Annotated in this window: 14 protein-coding genes; 7 read left to right on the forward strand and 7 right to left on the reverse strand. The window is 32.2% G+C overall.

Annotated elements, in window-relative coordinates:
- Window positions 1-330: 330 nt before the first annotated feature.
- The 5 genes from mnmG (at window position 331) to rho (ending at window position 8,928) form a co-directional block, all read left to right on the forward strand.
- A complete protein-coding gene (gene mnmG, locus ERCISPPA3004_RS00005) occupies window positions 331-2,220 on the forward strand; it encodes a tRNA uridine-5-carboxymethylaminomethyl(34) synthesis enzyme MnmG (protein WP_157990106.1) in 1,890 nt (629 codons plus the stop codon).
- A 1,297-nt stretch (window positions 2,221-3,517) separates the two neighbouring features.
- Window positions 3,518-5,155 carry a CTP synthase gene (locus ERCISPPA3004_RS00010; RefSeq protein ID WP_157990107.1) on the forward strand — a complete coding sequence of 546 codons (1,638 nt, stop codon included), beginning with the start codon at window positions 3,518-3,520 and terminating at the stop codon, window positions 5,153-5,155.
- Between the two features lie 167 nt (window positions 5,156-5,322).
- Complete coding sequence (gene eno, locus ERCISPPA3004_RS00015) at window positions 5,323-6,618, forward strand: phosphopyruvate hydratase (RefSeq protein WP_157990108.1); 1,296 nt, start codon at window positions 5,323-5,325, stop codon at window positions 6,616-6,618.
- Window positions 6,619-7,001: 383 nt separating this feature from the next.
- Window positions 7,002-7,319, forward strand: coding sequence for a thioredoxin TrxA (gene trxA / locus ERCISPPA3004_RS00020; RefSeq protein ID WP_157990109.1), 318 nt, complete (start codon window positions 7,002-7,004; stop codon window positions 7,317-7,319).
- Window positions 7,320-7,668: 349 nt separating this feature from the next.
- A complete protein-coding gene (rho, locus tag ERCISPPA3004_RS00025; RefSeq protein WP_157990110.1) occupies window positions 7,669-8,928 on the forward strand; it encodes a transcription termination factor Rho in 1,260 nt (419 codons plus the stop codon).
- An 872-nt stretch (window positions 8,929-9,800) separates the two neighbouring features.
- Here the strand turns inward: rho and apaH are convergent.
- From apaH to tadA, 7 genes are all read right to left on the reverse strand, one after another.
- The gene (gene apaH, locus ERCISPPA3004_RS00030) at window positions 9,801-10,619 is read right to left on the reverse strand and encodes a bis(5'-nucleosyl)-tetraphosphatase (symmetrical) ApaH (protein WP_157990111.1); all 819 of its coding nucleotides are present in this window, start codon (window positions 10,617-10,619) and stop codon (window positions 9,801-9,803) included.
- Between the two features lie 960 nt (window positions 10,620-11,579).
- Window positions 11,580-11,927, reverse strand: coding sequence for a 50S ribosomal protein L19 (gene rplS / locus ERCISPPA3004_RS00035; protein ID WP_157990112.1), 348 nt, complete (start codon window positions 11,925-11,927; stop codon window positions 11,580-11,582).
- Between the two features lie 54 nt (window positions 11,928-11,981).
- Window positions 11,982-12,731, reverse strand: coding sequence for a tRNA (guanosine(37)-N1)-methyltransferase TrmD (gene trmD / locus ERCISPPA3004_RS00040; protein ID WP_157990113.1), 750 nt, complete (start codon window positions 12,729-12,731; stop codon window positions 11,982-11,984).
- A 48-nt stretch (window positions 12,732-12,779) separates the two neighbouring features.
- A complete protein-coding gene (gene rimM, locus ERCISPPA3004_RS00045; RefSeq protein WP_157990114.1) occupies window positions 12,780-13,331 on the reverse strand; it encodes a ribosome maturation factor RimM in 552 nt (183 codons plus the stop codon).
- The gene (gene rpsP, locus ERCISPPA3004_RS00050) at window positions 13,328-13,597 is read right to left on the reverse strand and encodes a 30S ribosomal protein S16 (RefSeq protein WP_157990115.1); all 270 of its coding nucleotides are present in this window, start codon (window positions 13,595-13,597) and stop codon (window positions 13,328-13,330) included. The genes rimM and rpsP overlap by 4 nt, the downstream gene beginning before the upstream one ends.
- A 265-nt stretch (window positions 13,598-13,862) precedes the next feature.
- Window positions 13,863-17,753, reverse strand: coding sequence for a phosphoribosylformylglycinamidine synthase (gene purL, locus ERCISPPA3004_RS00055; protein ID WP_157990116.1), 3,891 nt, complete (start codon window positions 17,751-17,753; stop codon window positions 13,863-13,865).
- Window positions 17,754-19,157: 1,404 nt separating this feature from the next.
- Complete coding sequence (gene tadA / locus ERCISPPA3004_RS00060; RefSeq protein WP_157990117.1) at window positions 19,158-19,646, reverse strand: tRNA adenosine(34) deaminase TadA; 489 nt, start codon at window positions 19,644-19,646, stop codon at window positions 19,158-19,160.
- A gap of 1,389 nt (window positions 19,647-21,035) precedes the next feature.
- On the opposite strand from tadA, the gene rpiA reads away from it, so the two are divergent.
- Window positions 21,036-21,713 (forward strand): ribose-5-phosphate isomerase RpiA, encoded by a 678-nt coding sequence (gene rpiA, locus ERCISPPA3004_RS00065; protein WP_157990118.1) that lies wholly within the window; start codon window positions 21,036-21,038, stop codon window positions 21,711-21,713.
- 237 nt (window positions 21,714-21,950) lie between these two features.
- Entirely contained in the window at window positions 21,951-22,826 is an 876-nt protein-coding gene (gene lgt, locus ERCISPPA3004_RS00070) for a prolipoprotein diacylglyceryl transferase (protein ID WP_157990119.1), read from the forward strand.
- The last annotated feature ends 694 nt before the right edge of the window (window positions 22,827-23,520 follow it).

Raw genomic sequence — 23,520 nt, forward strand, 5'->3', positions numbered from 1 at the left:
TTATCTACAAAAATAGAATTATATTATTCATAAAATTTTATTTTATTCATACAAGAACCACCAGTAACTTAATCAGTTTAATAATGTTATTAAGTGATTAAAGTTAAATATAATATTAGCACCCATAATGTAGAACATATTAATAATTTACCAGTGACCTGACGTTATGATATGAAGACTAAATATTATCATTCTAAAAAACTAAGCTAAGTGTTCATTAGAAATTTATCCTTGAAATAAGTATTTTACTATGCGGGCGACAAGGATGCATGCACATGCAAAACTGTTGAAACCTGTTTATTTTCGCTATAAACCACGAGATACCACATCATGTTTTATCCAGACATTTTTGACATTATCGTTATTGGTGGCGGCCATGCTGGAACTGAAGCTTCCATGGCTGCCGCTCGTATAGGAAAAAAAACGTTATTGCTTACTCATAATATCGAGACATTAGGTCAATTATCGTGTAATCCTGCAATTGGTGGAATTGGAAAAGGTCACTTAGTAAAAGAAATAGATGCATTAGGAGGTTTAATGGCAAAAGCCATTGATAGATCCGGTATTCAATTTAGAATTCTCAATGCTAGCAAAGGGCCAGCAGTACGCGCCACTCGCGCTCAAGCTGATCGCCTACTATATCGTCAGGTTATTCATGCTGCATTAAAAAATCAACCAAATTTATTAGTGCTACAACAAGCTGTAGAAGATTTATTAATTGAAAATAATCACATTATTGGTGTAGTAACAGAAATAGGAATTAAATTTCGAGCTAATGCTGTAGTTTTAACTGCTGGCACTTTTCTAGATGCTAAGATTCATGTAGGCAAAAAAAATTATCCAGGGGGGCGCGCTGGAGACCCCTCTTCTAACGCATTAGCGTTTCGTTTACGAGAATTAGCGCTACGCGTCAGTCGCCTTAAAACAGGCACACCACCTCGGATTGATGCAAAAAGTATCAATGTTAATATCATGCAACCACAGCACGGTCACACGCCTCTACCTGTTTTTTCATTTTTAGGAAAAATATCTCAACATCCTCGACAAGTCCCTTGTTATATTACATATACTAATGAAAAGACTCATGACATCATTCGTCGTAATCTTCATCGTAGCCCGATATATAATGGCTCTATTGAAAGTATTGGGCCACGCTACTGCCCCTCAATAGAAGATAAAATTATACGTTTTTCTGATCGTCATGCACATCAGATCTTTTTAGAACCTGAAGGTTTAAATAGTAATGAAATTTATCCCAATGGTATTTCTACCAGCCTACCTTTTGATGTTCAAATTGATATGATTCGCTCTATAAAGGGTATGAATAATGCAGTAATTATTCGCCCTGGTTATGCTGTGGAGTATGATTTTTTTAATCCATGTGATCTTAAAAAAACTCTAGAAAGCAAGTATATTCACGGACTATTTTTAGCTGGTCAAATTAATGGCACAACTGGTTATGAAGAAGCCGCAGCACAAGGGCTTCTCGCTGGTCTCAATGCAGGACAGTTTATAGATGGTCAAAATGGCTGGGAGCCAAGGCGTGATCAGGCTTATTTAGGCGTTCTAGTAGATGACTTATGCACTAGAGGGACTACTGAACCTTATCGTATGTTTACAGCTCGTGCCGAATATCGCCTTATGTTACGAGAAGATAACGCTGATCTCAGACTAACCGCCGTTGGTCGTGAACTTGGTTTAATTGACGATGCTCGTTGGTTGCATTTAAACAAAAAACTAGAAAACATTGAAAAAGAGCGCCAGAGACTAAGAGACACAAGAGTCTTTCCTCGTGCAAAAGATATATCTCAAATCAATGCTATCATTAATGGAGAAGTTATAAAAGAAACTAATTGCGAAGAGCTATTACGACGCCCAGAAGTTACATATCAAAAACTTATGCAATTAGATCAATGTGGTCCCTTGTTATCTGACACTCAGGCTGCCGAACAAGTCGAGATCCAAATAAAATATGAAGGGTACATCTTTCGTCAACAGCAAGAAATTGATAAGCACAGAAAAAACGAAAACACCCCTATTCCAATTCATATAGATTATAATCAAATAAAGGGATTATCTAATGAGGCGTTAGTTAAGCTTATACAATATAAACCAGAATCAATCGGCCAAGCATCACGTATATCTGGCATTACTCCAGCGATTATTTCTATTTTACTTATTTTTTTGAAAAAACAAGGTCTATTGAGAGATATGAGGTAATAAAATCTTTAAAGACTCTGCAATGAAAACAGACTAGTCACCTAGAAAGAACAATAATTACTTATACCATACGAACAATATCTATTGTGTTACTTATTTTAAATAAGTCATTTTCTATTGATATCTATCATGCAAGCAATTACAAAATGCATTAAAAATTTTTTAAAAATCGTAAGCGTTAAAAGATTAAATAATCAGATTTTAGATTTCAATAGATATATTACTGAGGGTATATATATAATATATATGATGATTTTATATGTATTTTGTTTATCTTCCGCAGTTACTATTTTAAAGCAACCTGCCAGTAAGATTTATAAAAATATATGAGTTGTATTCAATAAAATTTTGATATGATTATATTACTCTATCTTAAAATACTACTGATAACCTCATTTATATCTATCTAGAATCGTAAATAATTTATTATTATAAAATATTGCTTTTACACTAAAACAATATATTTACATATTAATTCTAATGTAGCGCTTTAGTATTTTACTATAAATATCTTAATAATTGTATCAATAAAGCTTATTTTTTGTTAAAAGAATAATTATTCCTAAGATATATGTTATTATAAAAAAGCATTATTTTAAAGAAAAATATTCTATAACATCATTAACTTTATCCTCATAAGATTCAACTGTACTCTAGAATACAATGTTGAATTGTATATACTTATTTTTATACAGTGTTTTTGTAAAAAATTATAAATATTATATACTTACAGATTATAGAAAAATTACTATCAGAGAATAATTTTAAGCATTCAAAATGATCATTTTATGCCATCACATAAAGTAAAATACTTAAATCCAAGAACTTTGTATTGTATTATCATAATATATAAATTAGGTATACTATACTAGTATATTAGTGACACAAATATTTTACAAACAGAATCAAAAAATTCTAAAAATTCATAAGAAAACTTCTAATCATTCATATAATAACTAGATGTAAGCTTCTATTTGTGTTACCAGAATATTCGGTAGTGTGATAAACTATCATACGTCATATAATATAGATTATCTATAGAATCTCATGTATTTTTATCTTCCAGAAACCATAATTATTACTATATATAGAAGTATTCAAGCAATATTATTATTAGAAATAACAATCATAATTAGATTATATTAATAATATATTATCTTATTTTAATATTAATAACTTGATGCACGATTACGCCAAACCTAAAAAGCAGTTCTGAGAATGCCAATAGTTTTATAAATACTTGTTATCTTGTCTAGATATAAATCTCATTATTATTGTTCTCAGATTAAGGTTAAGTATGACAACAAATTATATATTTATCACTGGCGGAGTAGTTTCTTCTCTAGGTAAAGGTATTGTTGCAGGTTCTTTAGCTTCTATTCTAGAAGCGCGTGGTTTACCCGTAACTATTATCAAACTAGATCCATATATTAATGTTGATCCAGGAACAATCAGCCCAACGCAACATGGTGAAGTATTCGTAACCGGTGATGGCGCCGAAACTGATCTAGATCTTGGACACTACGAGCGTTTTATTAGAACCCGAATGGGTCGTCGAAATAACTGCACTACTGGTCGCATTTATGCAGATGTTCTACATAAAGAACGACGCGGAGATTATCAGGGGGCTACTGTTCAAGTAATCCCGCATATTACCAATGCCATAAAGGAAAAGATTACTGAAGGGGGTCTCGGTTATGGTGTGGTTTTAGTAGAAATCGGAGGCACTGTTGGTGATATTGAATCATTGCCATTCTTAGAGGCTATCCGCCAAATGGCAGTAGATGTCGACCGTATGCATACTATGTATATACACCTAACGCTAGTTCCATATTTAGCGGTAGTAGGTGAAGTAAAAACTAAACCAACACAGCATTCAGTAAAAGAGTTGCTATCAATTGGTATTCAGCCAGATGTTCTCATTTGCAGATCTACTTTTAGTGTGCCAATAAATGAATGTAAAAAAATTGCAAGATTTTGTAATGTCTCTGAAAAAGCAGTCATATCTCTTAAAGATGTTGATTCTATTTATAAGATCCCTGGTATATTAAAATCACAAGGACTAGATGACTACATCTGTAAACGTTTTAATTTGCATGCGCCAGAAGCAGATTTAGAAGAGTGGGAGAAAGTTGTATACCAAGAAGCAAATCCTTGTGGTGAACTGCATATAGGAATGGTTGGTAAATATGTGGCACTGCCAGATGCGTATAAATCAGTTATTGAAGCTCTAAAACATGCTGGATTAAAAAGTCGCGTAACAGTAAATATTGACCTAATTGATTCACAGGATATTGAGTCTCGCGGCACAGATCGCTTAAAAAATGTAGACGCTATCTTAATTCCTGGTGGTTTTGGTTTTCGAGGCGTAGATGGCAAACTGCTCACAGTGCAGTATGCTCGTGAAAATCACGTGCCTTATCTAGGAATCTGCCTAGGAATGCAAGTGGCGGTCATTGAATTTGCTCGAAATGTAGTACACATGGCAGGCGCACATTCAACAGAATTTGAACCTAAGTGTCAATATCCAGTAGTTGCCTTGATCACCGAATGGCGTGACTCACAAGGAAATATCATACAGCGCACCAAAAAAAGCAACCTGGGTGGTACGATGCGACTAGGCAGCCAACAATGCCAATTAGTCCATCATAGCTTAGCACATACCTTATACGGCTCCGAAATTATCATTGAACGTCATCGTCATCGCTATGAAGTGAATAAGATTTTTTTAAAGCAAATTGAACGCGCCGGTTTACATGTAACTGGTCATTCTGGAGATAACGAACTAGTTGAAATTATTGAAATTCCAAGTCATCCTTGGTTTTTAGCATGTCAATTTCACCCAGAATTCACCTCTACACCAAGAGATGGTCACCCGCTCTTTATAGGTTTTATACAAGCTGCTTTTCGATACCAAAAAAATTTTAAAAAATAAAATCAAAAGTAAACAAAAACTTGTCCTGCAATACTACAGATGCAATCTACATAGGCTATATAAATAATTAGAATGTTGTTCATACTTACAATTACAATCATGTTAATTATCTATTTATAATCTCTTGTTTGCAACAGCAATGTAAAAAATCAACAAGGAACTTAAGAATGTCGAAGATTATTAAACTACTAGCTAGAGAAATTATTGACTCTCGCGGGAACCCAACAGTAGAAGTAGAAGCTCATCTAGCAGGAGGCTTTGTTGGTCTCGCGGCTGTACCTTCTGGAGCCTCCACTGGTTCTCATGAAGCACTAGAACTACGTGATGGTGATGCTTTGCGTTTTTTTGGAAAAGGTGTGACAAAAGCTGTAGATGCGATTAATGGTGTAATTGCTGCAGCCACCAAAGGTCACGATGCTAAAGATCAGGCTAATATAGATCAGATCATGATCAATCTAGATGGTACAGAGAACAAATCTCAGTTTGGTGCCAACGCAATTTTAGCTGTTTCTTTAGCCAATGCTAAAGCCGCAGCCGCCTCCAAAGGAGTCCCTTTATATGAACATATATCAGATCTGTATGGTACCTCAGGAAAATTCTCCATGCCTTTACCTATGATAAATATTATTAATGGCGGTAAACATGCTAATAATAATCTAGACATACAGGAATTTATGATTCAACCTGTCGGCGCAAAAACATTAAAAGAAGCAGTTCGTATTGGCTCTGAAATTTTTCACGCACTTGGAGACATATTGTGTGCAAAAAATATGAGCACAACAGTTGGCGATGAAGGTGGTTATGCTCCTAACATAAACACTACTATAAATGCACTAGATTTGATCACTGAAGCAGTTAAAAAAGCAGGTTATAAATTAGGTCAAGACATTACTTTAGCATTAGACTGTGCTGCTTCTGAGTTATACCAGGATGGCAAATATCACCTAACTGGAGAAAATAATACAGTCTTTTCTGCAGCAGAATTTACACACTTTTTAACTGATCTTACTAGACAATATCCTATTCTTTCTATTGAAGACGGTTTAGATGAATCTGATTGGTCTGGATTTATCTATCAGACGCAAGTATTGGGTGATAAAATTCAACTCGTAGGTGATGACTTATTTACAACTAATACTAAAAGATTAAAAAAAGGTATTAATCAAGGTATTGCAAACTCTATTCTTATAAAATTAAACCAAATTGGTTCATTAACCGAAACGTTAGCAGCTATTAAGATGGCTAAAAACGCAGGATATAGTACAATCATCTCTCATCGGTCTGGCGAAACTGAAGATGTCACTATTGCAGATCTTGCAGTTGGCACTTCTGCAGGCCAAATTAAAACTGGTTCTATGAGTCGATCCGATCGTGTTGCTAAATATAATCAACTTATCCGTATTGAAGAGGCCTTAGGTAATAGCGCTCCATTTTATGGCCTAAAAGAGATAAAAAATCAATAATAATCATTTTATATTTTATATATAACCTATTTATCTATAGGTAATATCAACTAAATAATAATTTATTATCTATTTATTATCTTACTTTGTGAGACAAATTTTATTTAAATAGATAGTTTACACTATGTGACTTTTATAGATATGATATCTATTAATAAATATTTAATACAATAAGGTAATTCACTGATTTTTTAAAAATTTAAAATAAAACATATTTTTATAGTGCTCCTGATACAAAGAAATCAAAAAATACTTACTATAAAGATTGTTCATAGTCACTGATTTATGTAATTTGTAATATCATGCATAATATGTGTCGCACCTAATATTATTTATGTATTATAATTAGACGAGATACTTTTAAAACTTAAAGGATAGATACAATGATTCATTTAACTGATGAAAATTTTGATAGTATTATTTTAAATACAGAGGGTTTAATACTAGTTGATTTCTGGGCAGAATGGTGCGGCCCCTGTAAAATGATTGCCCCTATACTAGATGAAATAGCTATAGAATATAAAGAAAAACTAATAGTTGCAAAATTTAATGTTGATCAGAACCCTAATACTACACTAAAATATGGCATTCGTAGCATTCCAACTTTACTACTTTTTAAAAATGGTCTTTTGCTTGATACTAAGGTGGGGATATTATCTAAGGGTAACCTTAATGAATTTTTAAATTCACACTGCAGTTAAGATGTAAATTTTTCTCTTACCGCTAGACGGTCAGAGCGAAGCGTGTTATGGTTAATCATGCAATATAATTGTACTCTTATCCTTATCTCACATATAGGATACGCTTCAGTTTTAGCAAACATTCATCTAAGTTTTCATTAACATGCAGAAGATTAATGGTTAGGGTTAATTAGGTTTTTGTTTTCTGACCGTTGCCTCATTTTATATATGTACTTTTCTACATTCCATCTTTGGGCGAACTTCAAATCTAGGCACTCATATAAACAGGAAGAGATTTTTAATCCTTATGTTGCTTTATTATCAATTATTCGATATCCACCCCAAGATTAAGAACTAAGAACCAAAAATTATGAATCTTACCAACTTAAAGAATACTTTGGTTTCCGATCTCATCATTCTGGGTGAGAATATAGGTCTCGAAAACCTAGCCCGTATGCGTAAACAAGATATTATTTTTTCTATACTTAAACAGCACGCAAAAAGTGGCGAAGATATCTTCGGAAACGGAGTCCTTGAAATATTACAGGATGGATTCGGTTTTTTGCGTTCTAGTGACAGCTCTTATCTTGCTGGCCCCGATGATATCTATGTTTCTCCTAGTCAAATTAGACGATTTAATCTTCGTACTGGTGATACAATCTCCGGAAAGATTCGACCACCAAAAGAGGGAGAACGCTACTTTGCGCTATTAAAAGTAAATGAAGTTAATTATGAAAAACCAGAAAACGCACGTAATAAAATTTTATTTGAAAATTTAACACCATTACATGCTAATTCTCGTTTACGAATGGAACGAGGAAATGGATCTACTGAAGACTTAACTGCTCGTGTACTAGATCTGGCTGCTCCTATTGGTCGAGGCCAGCGTGGTTTAATTGTTGCCCCACCTAAAGCTGGAAAAACAATATTACTCCAAAATATTGCACAAAGCATTGCTTATAATCATCCTGAATGTGTTTTGATGGTTCTTCTTATTGATGAACGCCCAGAAGAAGTAACTGAAATGCAACGCTTAGTCAAAGGTGAGGTGATAGCATCTACTTTTGATGAACCTGCATTACGTCATGTGCAAGTGTCAGAAATGGTCACTGAAAAAGCAAAACGTTTAGTGGAACATAAAAAAGATGTTATCATTTTACTTGATTCAATCACACGCTTAGCGCGTGCTTATAATACTATAGTTCCCGCCTCTGGCAAAGTATTAACCGGAGGTGTGGATGCCAATGCCCTGCATAGACCCAAGCGCTTTTTTGGAGCTGCACGTAATGTAGAAGAAGGTGGTAGTTTGACTATCATTGCAACTGCTTTAGTAGATACTGGTTCTAAAATGGATGAAGTTATCTATGAAGAATTTAAAGGTACTGGCAATATGGAATTACATTTAGCACGTAAAATTGCTGAAAAACGCGTCTTTCCAGCTATTGATTATAATCGCTCTGGAACAAGAAAAGAAGAATTACTCACAGTTGCTGAAGAGTTGCAGAAAATGTGGATATTACGTAAAATTATTCACCCAATGGGAGAAATTGATGCTATGGAGTTTCTTATGAATAAATTAGCCATGAGTAAAACTAATGATGAGTTTTTTGATATGATGAAACGTTCATAATATATTAACATTTTAAATTCCAGATAATAATATTTAAGGTAAATAATCTACGAAATATACTTAAAAAGTTAAAAAGCTATTTCTAAATTTTATTCATAACAATGCACTGCATAATAAGTGGAATAATAAATGATCGATCAATACACATCCTAACTGGTCATATATTTGTTATAATACCAAATATCTTTGGTGAAACGATATCATTTCATACATATATCACTCTATATCAAAGAATATCAATTTATTTTTAATAAATATTAGAATTAACTCTATATTAAATCATATCTATGATAATAAAAATTATCACTTATTTTTGTATTAAATTATACAATTATATAAAGCATAACTAAATATACAAAATATATAAATCATATAAATTAACATCATGAGACCTCTTTCTGATACTTACCCCCTGGTTAGCGATTGTTCCAGACCCCTTTTCATAGATCAAAATAAAATTAAAAATACAACCTTCAAGTCATCTAACATTATATATTATATATACAAAAATTATTATCATACTAAAAAAATAGAAGATCATAGATCTATGAGTATGTTAAGGTTTAATAATATTCTCTAAATATATAGCGTTCCAAACAAATCTATTGACTTATCACTAGCAGATTTAAGTTCATGCTATTGGATATACCCTGCACATTAACCATTTTAGATAAACTATATTAAAAGAATCAATTAAAATTATTGAATGTTATAGAAAAATTTATATATAAAAACTTAATGATATCCTATTATAAAAAATATATCCATACCTATAAAGTTAGATTGCTCTATCTGGTTATCTTCAATAAGAAGATCTAATTATATGAACAAGAAATACCTGTAGAGCACCTCTTTTAAAATTAAATATCTAATTATGTAGAGTTAAGAGCAGATTGTACAAATATCTTTTTATCTTCCCAACGTAACATCGTTAAACACCCTCCCCAACAACAGCCAGTATCTAATGCAATAACGCCTTGAGGTACCCATCCACCCGCTAGTGCTGCCCAATGTCCAAATATAATAGTATATTCATTGGAAATACTTCTTGGGAGTTTAAACCATGGCTTCAAAGAAGGAGTTACCTGGTCAGGCAATTCTTTTACAGTCATATCTAATCCGCCGCTAAGTAAACAATATCTCATGCGTGTCAAGGCATTAATGCTAAAACGTAAGCGTTCAATTCCAGTTAACTGCGGTGACCAATAGTTTGGAAAATCCCCGTATATTGCATCAAGAAATAGCTGATAACTATTAGAACTAAGAATTAACTCAATTTCAGTTGCACACATTCTAACTGTTTGAATATCCCATTGAGGCGTGATTCCTGCATGAGACATTATAATCTTACGTGCTTCGTCAATCTGAACTAAAGGCTGACATCGTAACCAATCAATAAGTGATTTAATCTTATTAGATGATAGCAATTTATTAAGAAGATCTTTTGGTTTATTGCGACGTTTTCCTGCATAAATCGCCAAAAGATGCAAATCATGATTTCCTAAAACTAGTTTGACGCACTTGCCTAGTCTTTGTAAAAAACACAATACTTCCAGAGAATGAGGGCCACGAGCAACTAAATCGCCAGTTAACCATAGCTGATCAATGTCAGGATTGAATTTTACTTGAGATAGTAATAACTGTAACTCATTATAACAACCATGAATATCGCCAATGAAATAAGTGCTCATATATAAACCAGAAGAGTAAAACGTGTGTGAACAGAGAGGTATGATTTTTTTTATGAACATGGTACACAAAAATATTACTAAGGAGTTATATGAATCTCAGCCTGTTCCTCTAGTTTGACGCTATACACATAATATATTTATATTTTATCATCCATAAAAAATTTAGAAAACACTACGTTATTTTTTATATTAAAATTTTTAAAAAAATCTAATATAATGTTATATTTTAATTTTTAAAAATAAAAAGTTTTAATATTGTATCCAGAGTTATGGTAAAATTATAGATTTTTCTCATGAAAAATAATGAAGAAAATTTCTCCTTGACTAGAGAAAAATAAGTTTTTTGATACTAATCAAGCATGTATTATTGCATAATATTGTTGTATGTATTACGATAAATAATGGTTAAGATTAGCAATCTATTATACTAAAATGATAAGTGTTTAACAACAACTCATTAAGAAGAAAATTTAACTTCTAAAATATCAAATAGCACTATATATTAATGTATTTATAATACAAATTTTATAGAAAAAGATAGCCATCTAGTCTTTATATAAAAAAATCACTTTTTGGTAATTACATGTAACACTTATTAACATGATTAAATCTCTGATAAAAATAAAAATTCATATTTTACATTATCTAAATATCAGACATTGATAGTAGCCAAGTGATAAAAAATATTATGATTATATTTTATATCTATTATTCATTATAAATCTCCAAATTTTTCACTCTAGAATGTATCACAATATAACGCTTTCAAGTAATGAACATTACACGGATATATGCAAAACCTAATAACAAAAACCCTCTTATTTCTAAAAATAAACCTTTCTGATTTAACTTTTACCACACTTAAACTTTATTTTTACTAATCGCATAAGATCAATAAATCTTATTTGAATACCCCGTACACTGATAAAATAAATCACACAAATTCACAATCTTGACTCATCAACTGAGACGCTCCTTGATTCGAGCTGCCTTACCAGTGCGATTACGGAGATAATATAATTTTGCCTTACGCACAGCACCACGACGTTTAATAATAATTCTATCAATCATAGAAGAATGAGTTTGAAAAACCCGCTCTACACCTTCTCCGTTAGCTATCTTGCGCACTGTGAATGCAGAGTTCAGTCCGCGATTACGAATAGAAATTACAACACCTTCAAAAGCTTGTAAACGTTTTTTTATACCTTCAAACACCCATACCGTTACTTCTACAGAATCACCAGAACGGAAAAAGGGTATATTTTTTTTAAGTTGCTCTTTTTCAATCTGATCAAGGATATTATTCATTATGTCACCATAATTGTATGTTAGTTAATAATTTTAAAACAGTTATTTTTTATACTATATTTTTGATTTTATATACTCATCTTGGAACTCATTAAGCAAAAACTCTTGCTCTTGAGTTAATTCTACACTGCCCAACAACTCAGGTCTTCGAAGCCAAGTACGAGCTATTGACTGTTTCATCCGCCAGCGCTTAATAGTAGCATGATCTCCTGATAATAAAACAGATGGCACTTGTACCCCTTCTGATATTTTTGGTCTAGTGTAGTGCGGGTGGTCTAATAGACCATTGACAAAAGAATCCTGTATAACTGAAGATTTTTTACCTAAAACACCAGGTAATAGGCGAGAAACTGAATCAATAAGTATCATGGCTGGCAGCTCTCCTCCGCTGAGAACATAATCTCCAATAGACCATTCCTCATCAATGTCACTTTGAATAATACGCTCATCGATCCCTTCATATCGACCACAAACTAAAATTAATTTTTGATATTTTGCTAATTGCGAAACTCCTTTTTGATCCAGCTTTTGCCCTTGAGGTGATAAATACACTACCTTTGCACCTGAGCCTGCTGCTACTTTAGCAGTTCGGATAGCGTCTCTTAATGGCTGCGCTATCATTAACATGCCAGGACCGCCACCATAAACACGTTTATCTACAGTGCAGTGCCGATCACGTGTAAAATCACGTGGATTCCAACTGTAAAATCTAATAATGCCATTTTTAATTGCTCGTCCAGTTACCCCGTGATCGGTAATAGCGCGAAACATTTCAGGAAAAAGACTAATCACACTAATCCACATATTCTTCTCTAGAATAAAATCTTATATAAGATGATACAAATCATATTACTAAAACTCTATGCTCCAATCTACAAAAATTATACGAGTCATAATATTGACGCTCTTAATTACTATTTTCTCAATAAATGGAATAAACCTTTCTGTTGTATAGCTTTTATCCTCTACATTTGCATGAACAATGAGCACATCATTTGCACCAGTTTCGATAATCTGTACAACTTTACCTAAAACATAGTGTTCTGTATTAATCACTTGACAACCTAAAAGATCTTTCCAGTAAAAATCATCATTCGAAAGTACTGGCAAATGTTTTGAATCTACAATCACTTCATAGTTAGTCAGTCTTTCTTTTACATGATTACGATTATCAATCCCCTTTATTTTTATAATTAATTGATTTTTATACTTCTTCCATTTTTCTAACTCCAGAAGATACCATTGACCTTCTCTCTGAGTAAACCAAGGTTGATAATGGACAATATTTGTAATTTGTTCAGTGTAGGAAAAAACTTTTACCCAACCATAAATACCATAAGCAGAACCTATCACACCCATACTTAATGGGTGAAAAGGACACTTAGTACTTATAGGTACTCTCATTTTGTTTGCTCTATGAGATTATTGTGTTTTTTTATTTTTTTTATTAATTTATGCACCCTATTAGATAATGATGCACCTTGATTAACCCAGAGATTAATGCGCTCTAAATCTAAATGTAAAGACTTAGCATGGCCTGATGCGATAGGATTAAAAAAACCAACACGCTCAATAAAACGACCATCACGCGCATTACGATTGTCTGTAACAATAACTTGATAAAATGGACGCTTTTTAGCCCCATGACGTGCCAAACGAATTGTTACCATAAAATTCTCCATATGAAGACAACAAAACTGCGTAATTATTTATTATAATGCCTAGAACTATATGCTACTCATGTCAATTTTTATGTAACTCGTACGTTATATCTAACCTGATCTTGCAAAAAGGTTACTATTTATCTGTTTATAAAAATCAGTATAATTTATTCTTAATAAAAAACTAAAGAATACTTAGCTATACGAGATATATTTTATATAAAAAACACTTTTACGATCAACCGAAACAAACATTTCATCATATGTAATTTACTTAACCTAACTGCTTGCGAGCATTACGAAAAATTCGCATCCAAGGGCCATCCACTCCCCATTCCTCTGGGTGCCAAGAATGAGTAATACTACGGTATACACGCTCTGGATGTGGCATCATGATCGTAACACAACCACTTTCATTAGTTACCGCAGTGATTCCGTTTGGCGAACCATTTGGATTAGCTGGATATTTCTCTGTTATATTACCAAAATTATCAATAAAACGCAGTGCTACTAACCTTTTGTTTTCTAAATTTTGTAGCTGCATGGCGCTACGCATCTCTGCATAACCCTCGGCATGCGCTACTACAATTGGAATACGCGAACCAATCATACCATCTAATAAAAGTGATGCAGTACTCGTAACCTCTACTAAACTAAATCGACTTTCAAAACGTTCTGACTGATTACGCACAAAACGAGGCCAGTCTACGCTGCCAGGTATAAGCTCACGAAGATTAGAAAGCATCTGACAACCATTACATACACCTAGCGTCAACGTTTGTTTGCGCTGAAAAAATTCTGTAAATTCATCTCTCAAGCAATTATTAAATAAAATAGACTTAGCCCATCCTTCACCTGCCCCTAGAACATCTCCATATGAAAAACCTCCACATACGACTAAAACATGAAAATCCTGTAAACAATAACGACCTAATAAAAGATCACTCATATGAACATCAATTGCTTCAAAACCCGCTTCATGAAACGCAGCCGCCATCTCAACATGAGCATTAATACCCTGCTCACGTAAGACTGCTACTTTCGGCCTGACCCCCATAGCAATTAACGAAGAAACAATATCTTCTTGTGGGTCAAAAGTAAGAAAAACATTTAATCCTGGGTCACAATTATTTAATTTACCTGCATGTTCCTCATCAGCACAATCTGGGTTATCACGAAGACGCTGAATTTTCCAAGTAGTTTCTGCCCACCAGGCGCGTAAGGCGGTTCGGCTATAACTGTAAAGTATTGATGAACCTCTAGAAATTCTAAAACAATCACCGCTTGTGGCCTTACCTAGTACATGCACAGAAGAACTCAGCTCATGCTCATCTAGAATTTTGCTCACAGAATATATATCAGTAGCAGCTATCTGAATTACTGCACCAAGTTCTTCATTAAACAAAACCGCTAAATCATCATGACCAAGACTTTTAAGATCAATCTCGACCCCACAATGCCCAGCAAAAGTCATTTCTGCAAGTGTAATTAACAATCCGCCGTCTGACCGATCATGATAAGCAAGGAGATACCCTTGAGAAAGAAGTGATTGGATAGCAGACCAAAAATTTGCTAATTGTGGTACACTCCGTATATCTGAAGTGTGATCTCCCAGCTGACGATAAACTTGTGATAAAGCTGTAGCGCCGAGGGCATTATAGCCACCCCCTAGATCAATAAGTAATAGCACATTATCACAAGTCTTGAGCTCTGGTGTTATTGTTTTTCGTATATCCTCTACACGAGCAAAAGCAGTAATCACTAAGGATAAAGGAGCGGTAACCTCATGTTCTATACTATCCTGATTCCAGTGCGTTTTCATAGACATTGAGTCTTTACCTACTGGAATAGTAATCCCCAACTCTGGACATAATTTTTCACTAATTTCTTGTACCGCAGAGTAAAGACCTGCTTCTTCACCTGGATGACCAGCCGCAACCATCCAGTTTGCTGATAGTTTTATACGGGCCATAGAACCAATACATGTTGTCGCAATATTAGTAATTGCTTCACCAACGGCTAATCTAGCAGAGGCTGAAAAATTCAACAAAGAAACTGGAGCGCGTTCACCAATCGCCATTGCTTCACCATAATAACAATCTCGTGATAAACTAGCGCTTGTCACCGCACAATTAGCCACTGGTATCTGCCATGGGCCAATCATTTGATCACGAATCACCATACCACCAATGGAGCGATCACAAATTGTAATCAAAAAAGTCTTTTCTGCTACTGTAGGTAAATGCAATATACGGTATACTGCGTCAGAAATAGATATATGATCTCGAATAAGTTTTTTGCCTGGTGATTGCAGACTCCAAACATTCCGCATTATTGTTGGCACATGACCTAATAAAAGATCAAGAGGCATGTCAATAACGGTAGTTCCAAAATCACTATCAAACAATGATATATGCATCTCCTTTATTGTCTCTCCAATCACTGCATATGGTGCACGTTCGCGCTGACATATGGCATTAAAAAGTGAGATGCTTTTAGCATCAATAGCTATCAAATAACGCTCTTGTGACTCATTACACCAGATTTCTAATGGGCTCATACCCGACTCATTATTCAAGATTGTGCGTAAATTAAATTTTCCACCACATCGACCATCACGCATCATTTCTGGTACGGCATTAGAGAGCCCGCCAGCTCCTACATCATGAATAGATAAGATTGGGTTTTGTAATCCTAGTTGCCAGCAACGATCAATAACCTCTTGGCATCGACGCCCCATTTCAGGATTTGCACGTTGCACGGATGAAAAATCATGATCTACATTAGATTGTCCAGAGATTACTGAAGAGGTTGTACCGCCACCTAATCCAATATTCATTGCCGGTCCACCCAAAACAATAATCTTAGCGCCTGTCTTAATTGCATATTTTGAAACATGATCTGCGCGAATATGCCCCATGCCTCCTGCCAACATAATAGGCTTATGATAACCACGTACCTCGTTACCATTATGGCTATCCACCCGCTCTTCATAAGTTCGAAAGTAACCATTAAGTATAGGTCGACCAAATTCATTATTAAAACCTGCTCCACCCAATGGGGCTTCAATCATAATCTCTAGTGCACTAAAAATAGTATTTGGTTTACCAAAATTTTCCTCCCATGGCTGCTCAAACCCTGGGATGCGTAAATTAGATACTGAAAACCCTAAAAGCCCAACTTTAGGTTTGGCCCCGCGTCCAGTAGCACCTTCATCACGAATTTCACCACCGGATCCAGTTGCAGCACCTGGCCATGGAGAAATCGCTGTAGGATGATTATGTGTTTCTACTTTCATTACAATATGTGTCAATTCTTGATGAAAGCGATATATACCCTCCAGATCAGCATAAAATTGACCAATATTATATCCTTGCATAACTGCTGCATTATCATCGTAAGCAGATATAATATAATCCGGAGTTTGCTTAAAAGTATATTGTATCATTTGAAATAATGATTTAGCCTGTTTTTTACCATTAATCATCCATTCTGCATTAAAGATCTTATGACGACAGTGCTCAGAATTAGCTTGCGCAAACATATATAGCTCAATATCTGTCGGGTTTCTTCTGAGCTTAGCAAACAAAGCCATTAAATAATTAATTTCACTATTTGATAAAGCCAAACCAAGCCTAATGTTAATCTTCACTAATTCATCTCGCCCTGCATGAAGTATGTCGATAATTTTTACAGAAGTTTTAGCAGGCTGTGAAAATAACACTTCAGCTTGATCAAGATCAGTTAAAACAGTTTCTATCATGCGGTCATGCAATAATATTTTTAACTCTTCCCATTGATATTTTGCCAATTCAGGAGATTTTATATAAAAAACCTTACCACGTTCTAAACGTATAATCTGAGTTAAAGAGCAGTTTTTGACAAGATCAGTCGCTTTTGAAGACCATGCTGAAATAGTTCCTAAACGCGGAGTAATTAGAAACATATGCCCTGCTGGAGTATTCTGCATTACAGAAGGTCCGTAACACAAAAGATGCTGAAGAATTTTTTTTTGATCTATAGTAAGCGGCTCGCTTACATAAACAAAATGAACATATTCAGCATAAATTTCTTTAATCGGAAAGTTAGCCTTCTGAAAGTCTCGAAGTAATTTTTTTACCGCGCTTACCGATAAAGCCGGAGGACCACGTAGAATTTCCATCATAATAAACGCTCTCTTTTTCACAGATCTATGTAGTGTCCATCTGGCTATTATAGAGGAAACATGTGCCATATTATAGATTTTTGGCTAAGCTAAAACATATTTTTAACTATTGAAACATACCCATAAAATTATACATACGAAAATTATAAGAATATTTTGAGTTATCTTGTCTCGCACAACTTTCAGTAGTAACAATTTACATTGACTATTGAAGATTCTTTACGCTCTTATTTTTCTATATTTACAGAATTATATATATCATGTTGATGATGATAGCATGAGGATGATTTTTTTAATCATTTTAGGTTGGCATAATTTACTCATTTATTGTACCACTCTCACAACTTCATACACACAGACCGTCTGATGACTATAAGTAATTAATAATCCTCTTAGTATTAAAATCTTTTCAGTAAATCCTATACTGGAATACATCACGAGATAACTATGACTGAATTTTAATTAAGTTAATGTGAAAGTAATATCTCAGATAAACATGTAGTATCTTATAAAATAAGATAGGATTATTATTCTATTCTGGAATTTCGAACTTTATTGTACACAAAATAATTATCACCTATTACCTTCTAGTAATTTTATAAAATTTTTAACATTATGATTATATTATGTAGTAATCATTAAATATAATTGAAGAAGTTATTAAGGTATAGGTATAGGTATAGGTATATTAGGTATATGAAGATGATATAAAATCTTAATAAAAGCAAAATAACAATAGTAAGCAATATACTTATAAATTTTACTGTATAATTTTTATTATATTATTATTAAAATGGTAATATTCTTTTATATTTCACATTTGTGTGTAAATTGTATCTATAATAAATTTATTAATTTTTACTATTGACCTGGTAACGATTTGTAAAGATTGTTTTTATAAATATAAAAAAATTTTTCTTATATAAGTATAAATTATATACTGAAGCACGAAAAAATAAACTCAGATTAAAAAATTCTACTGATACTTTTTTATAAACATTTTTCATAAAGTATATTTTTAAGATCACTATAAATATTTTATAAATAAAGATACATATATCTCTAAATTAGTATATAAGTTACCGTGCAATAATTTAGCAAGTAATTAACAAGTAATTATCTTACATACTTTAAAGATACTTTGTTTGAATATATAGTATAGTAAAAATTACACTTAAAAATATTGCTCTTTCCTAGTATCTCGATCAAAAAATTTGATTATTTTTGATAAATATCTTCATATAAAAACTCTATAGAAAAAATCATTGATATGTCCTAATACTGGATGAGTTATCTACAATATCTAAATCATTTTAACAATTAAAATGAAAATCTTTTAAATATATATATCCTTCATTATTCTATTTACCTTGCCTACAAAATAAAGAAAGAGAATCTTTAAAACTACATAGGGTTTTTATTTCTCAGGGTCTTTTTTGCTCTTTTTTTATTAAAAAAATCATTTAGAATGCTTGAACATTGTCCTGATAATATGCCATAAGTAATCTGAATATAATGGTTAACTCCGGGGTATGAAAAAAAATTCAGACAGGAACATGGTGAACTCGTTTTAGTGTCACAAGCTCCATATACTAATCGGCTAATTCGACTACAAACTATTGCACCAATACACATAATACAGGGCTCAAGCGTGACATATAAAGTTGATTTTAAGAGTCGATAATTTTTTACGGTTTGGCCTCCACGTCGTAATGCAATTATTTCAGCGTGCGCGGTAGGATCATTAGACCCAATAGATTGATTACATCCCTCGCCGATAACCTGATCATAAAGAACTAATACAGCACCAACTGGAATTTCGCCTTGATGCATAGCCTTAGTTGCTAAAAAAATAGCGCGTTTCATCCAATATTCATCAGGATAGTTTGTCAACTCTCATTCTCCAGAAGTTTTTATATAATCTCATAAATAGATGCCTATTATCTAATAAAAGCACTTTTAATACGATTTCATCTAATGCATGCATTTTTTCAGCATTACAGTAGTAAAATATAATCATTCTGTTTAGCTATACATAAAAAATATACACTATTGAATGATATCATATAAGTTCTGTAAAATATTGAATGCGCCTAAAAGACTCTTGCATTACAATAAACAATTAAAGTATCTATTCAACTATAAAATTATTCAATAAAAATGATTTATAGCAGGCAACAACTCCTCAACACATGTTTAGTACAACCATGAAATTAAAAATTAACCTAAAATAATATTTTCATTAAGGGTCTTAATGCATAAATTATACAATAGTTAAACAATCTCTATTATCAGCGAACCAAAAATAAGGTTAATAATATATACTTCTACCTCAAATGGTAGATATTACAAAAACTAAATAATAAAAAACACTATTAATAAATAATCAATATCTCTTGATATTATCAAGTATATGCCATAAGATTTCTACATTCTCTATATCTGCACAAAAAAATAAATATACAGTCAAATTATTATTTTATGAGAATATTCTTGGATTGATTTATTAAAAAATAAAACATTTCATTGAAATGTATGGCGCATCATTTAATGGATATGTGATAATTTTTGTTATTATTATCAGATGCACGTATAAACTATTAGAAATAAATCAAAAAAACCTAAACGATTTTTTATATCCGTTATTGATCGATATCACGTCATATATCCCATCTAATTACTAAGTATTTGATCTAATTTTCTATCGTATTCTATACTTTTCCATTTTTTTATATTTTAAAAACAAAATACAACAGTCACATTTTAAGATTTGTAAGATCATTCTACACTAGAAAACCTAACCTCCACAGGTCATAATTAGCATGTAATATTTAGTAATAATCTGGAAATTTAATTAGATGAACATATATTGAGCTGAACCCTATAAAATATGTATAGATAATACATATCAATCAAATACTAATTCAGGATAAATATGATACATATCTAACTGACATACAAAATTTATATTATATACTATCACTAAGTGTAATTCAGATAAATTAAAATAAAGAAATCACTTGTATTGATATAAGTTAAATAATGATCTGTACATATTTCAATATAAAATATATATATTGAATAAAAATCAATATAAATATTAAATATATAATTTGTATAACAACATTAAGAATTCTTATTTTCTCGATCCATACAGCTAAATACTGTAATTATATGCCATATTAGTTAATTTCTATTAGCAGTACTTAAAATTGTACAATATTCCTTTTATTAAGGAAAAATAATATACACGTGTAGTAGCAGAAATGGAACATTCATACAATGGTGCATGATGAACTAAAAAAGACTGCTAGCTGGGCTGCGCTAAGATACGTTAGGTCAGGAACTATTATTGGCGTAGGAACTGGCTCAACTACTGCACACTTTATTGATGCTTTAGCATCTATCAAAAATCAGATTGCTGGAACAGTATCTAGTTCAGAAACTTCAAGCGCTAAACTCAAAGCATACGGCATCCCTGTTTTTGATCTTAATGATGTTAGCCTGCTCCCTCTATATGTTGATGGTGCAGATGAAATTAACGATCAGTTACAAATGATTAAAGGAGGTGGAGCAGCATTAACACGAGAGAAAATTATTGCAGCTGTTGCAGACTGTTTTATTTGTGTCGTAGACTCTTCGAAAAAAGTAGAAATACTTGGTCATGCTCCTCTTCCAATAGAAGTAATCCCAATGGCGCGCTCTTATGTATCTCGTCAATTAATCAAACTTGGAGGATGCCCAAAGCACAGACAGAACGTCATAACTGATAATGGTAATATTATTCTTGATGTATATCATTTAAACATGAGAAATCCAGTTCAGCTAGAAAAAATTATTAATTCCTTAACAGGTGTGGTTACAGTCGGATTATTTGCTGAACGTGGAGCTGATATAGCCATTATCGGTACTACACGTGGAGCACAAATACTCCAAAAAAATTATTATACAAAATGCTAAAAACTGATATATTTATAAAATAGGATAAAAACACAATTCTGCTATTTTAGATACAACCTTTTAAATATCTATAGTTGAATGCAAATATATATTGAATAATATTACTTCTTATCATTAATTACTATTTCAGGCGTTCTATATTTTTATAATAATACAGTATTAAAATAATGCATAATTTTCAGTATCAGTATAAAGTTATAAAATAAATTTATAAACCAACTATTTTAAAAACCAACGATGAATAATCCTTATTTAGTTTTTCCTAATATCGATCCGGTTATTATTTCACTTGGACCAGTGTCATTTCACTGGTATGGACTTATATATTTAATAAGTTTTATATTGATTCGCTGGGTAGCAGTTAAAAGAGCTAGTCAGTGCAAAAATTTTTTATTTAAAGAAAATGTGAACGATCTACTATCCGTTGGCTTTTTTGGGGTATTTATTGGAGGTCGCTTAGGGTATATGCTATTCTATAATTTTCCTGTTTTACTAAGTGATCCTTTATCTATTTTTAAAATATGGAATGGCGGGATGTCGTTTCATGGAGGTTTAATAGGGGTTATTATAGGAATGTGGGTATTTTCTCATCGAATACAGCGTCATTTTTTTCAAATATCTGATTTTATAGCCCCTCTTATTCCAATTGGTCTAGGTGCAGGACGGATCGGGAATTATATTAATGGTGAGCTATGGGGAAGAGTTAACACTCATTTGCCATGGGCCACATTATTTCCTGGATCCTACAGTGAAGATATTAAAATGGCGGCTATTCATCCAGAATGGCAACAACTACTTCTAAATTATGGAGTGTTACCACGTCATCCTTCTCAGTTATACGAAGCTATCTTAGAAGGTCTTATTTTATTTATCATTCTGAATTTATTTATTTTAATTCAAAATCGCCCTCTTGGCGCTATGTCTGGATTATTTTTAGTTAGTTATAGCATCTTTAGAATTACTGTAGAGCTATTTCGACAACCTGATCCACAGATTGGTTTATTTTATGGTATTAGTATGGGGCAAATCCTATCTATCCCAATGATAATTTCAGGGGTCCTAATTATCATCTGGGCTTATTACAACCATAATTTAAATATAAATAACCACTAATAAATAAAATAATCACTGATTATCTACCAGATTAATATTTTTTATATAATATATAATATGGTAAAATTAAATATACGTACGCCTACTGTTATTATTTAAAATTATAAGAAATATAGAAAATTTTTAGCATATGATTAATATTTATTTCTATATCTAATTTTTGTAGTTTACATAATTCTTGAAGCTTATAATAGCATAACTCTTGTTTTAATTACTTACCTACCTGTCTATCTAAAACAATTCTAGTATTTTAAACACATTCTTGCTCAAAATTTTCATATCATACAAAGCTTTTACTTAAAATATTAATTATTTCTCACTATAATAATACTTATATCTTATGCAAACAATTTGTATATAAAACGCAATTTCTTTAATATAAAATTAAATAATCTTTAATTTTATATAAAACAAAAAATATATTTTATATCTTAATTTTTAAAAGCATACTATTAATATACATATGAGTTAATTAATACACTCAAAGCTGTTACATATATGACCTGTTCTTTGACAAATTATGAGTTTTATCATAAACTTATTTGATAAAAATAACTCTTTTATTCTCAAATAAGTTCAATACTATTATGCTTTTAGCATAAAATATTATAAAATATAACATTGAAGTTATATACATATTTTTATGCCTTCTATAAAAAAATATAAAAAATTATACACAATTTATTTCATGTTA

Source organism: Candidatus Erwinia haradaeae, assembly GCF_900698995.1.
Classification (GTDB): Bacteria; Pseudomonadota; Gammaproteobacteria; order Enterobacterales; family Enterobacteriaceae; genus Erwinia_E; species Erwinia_E haradaeae_C.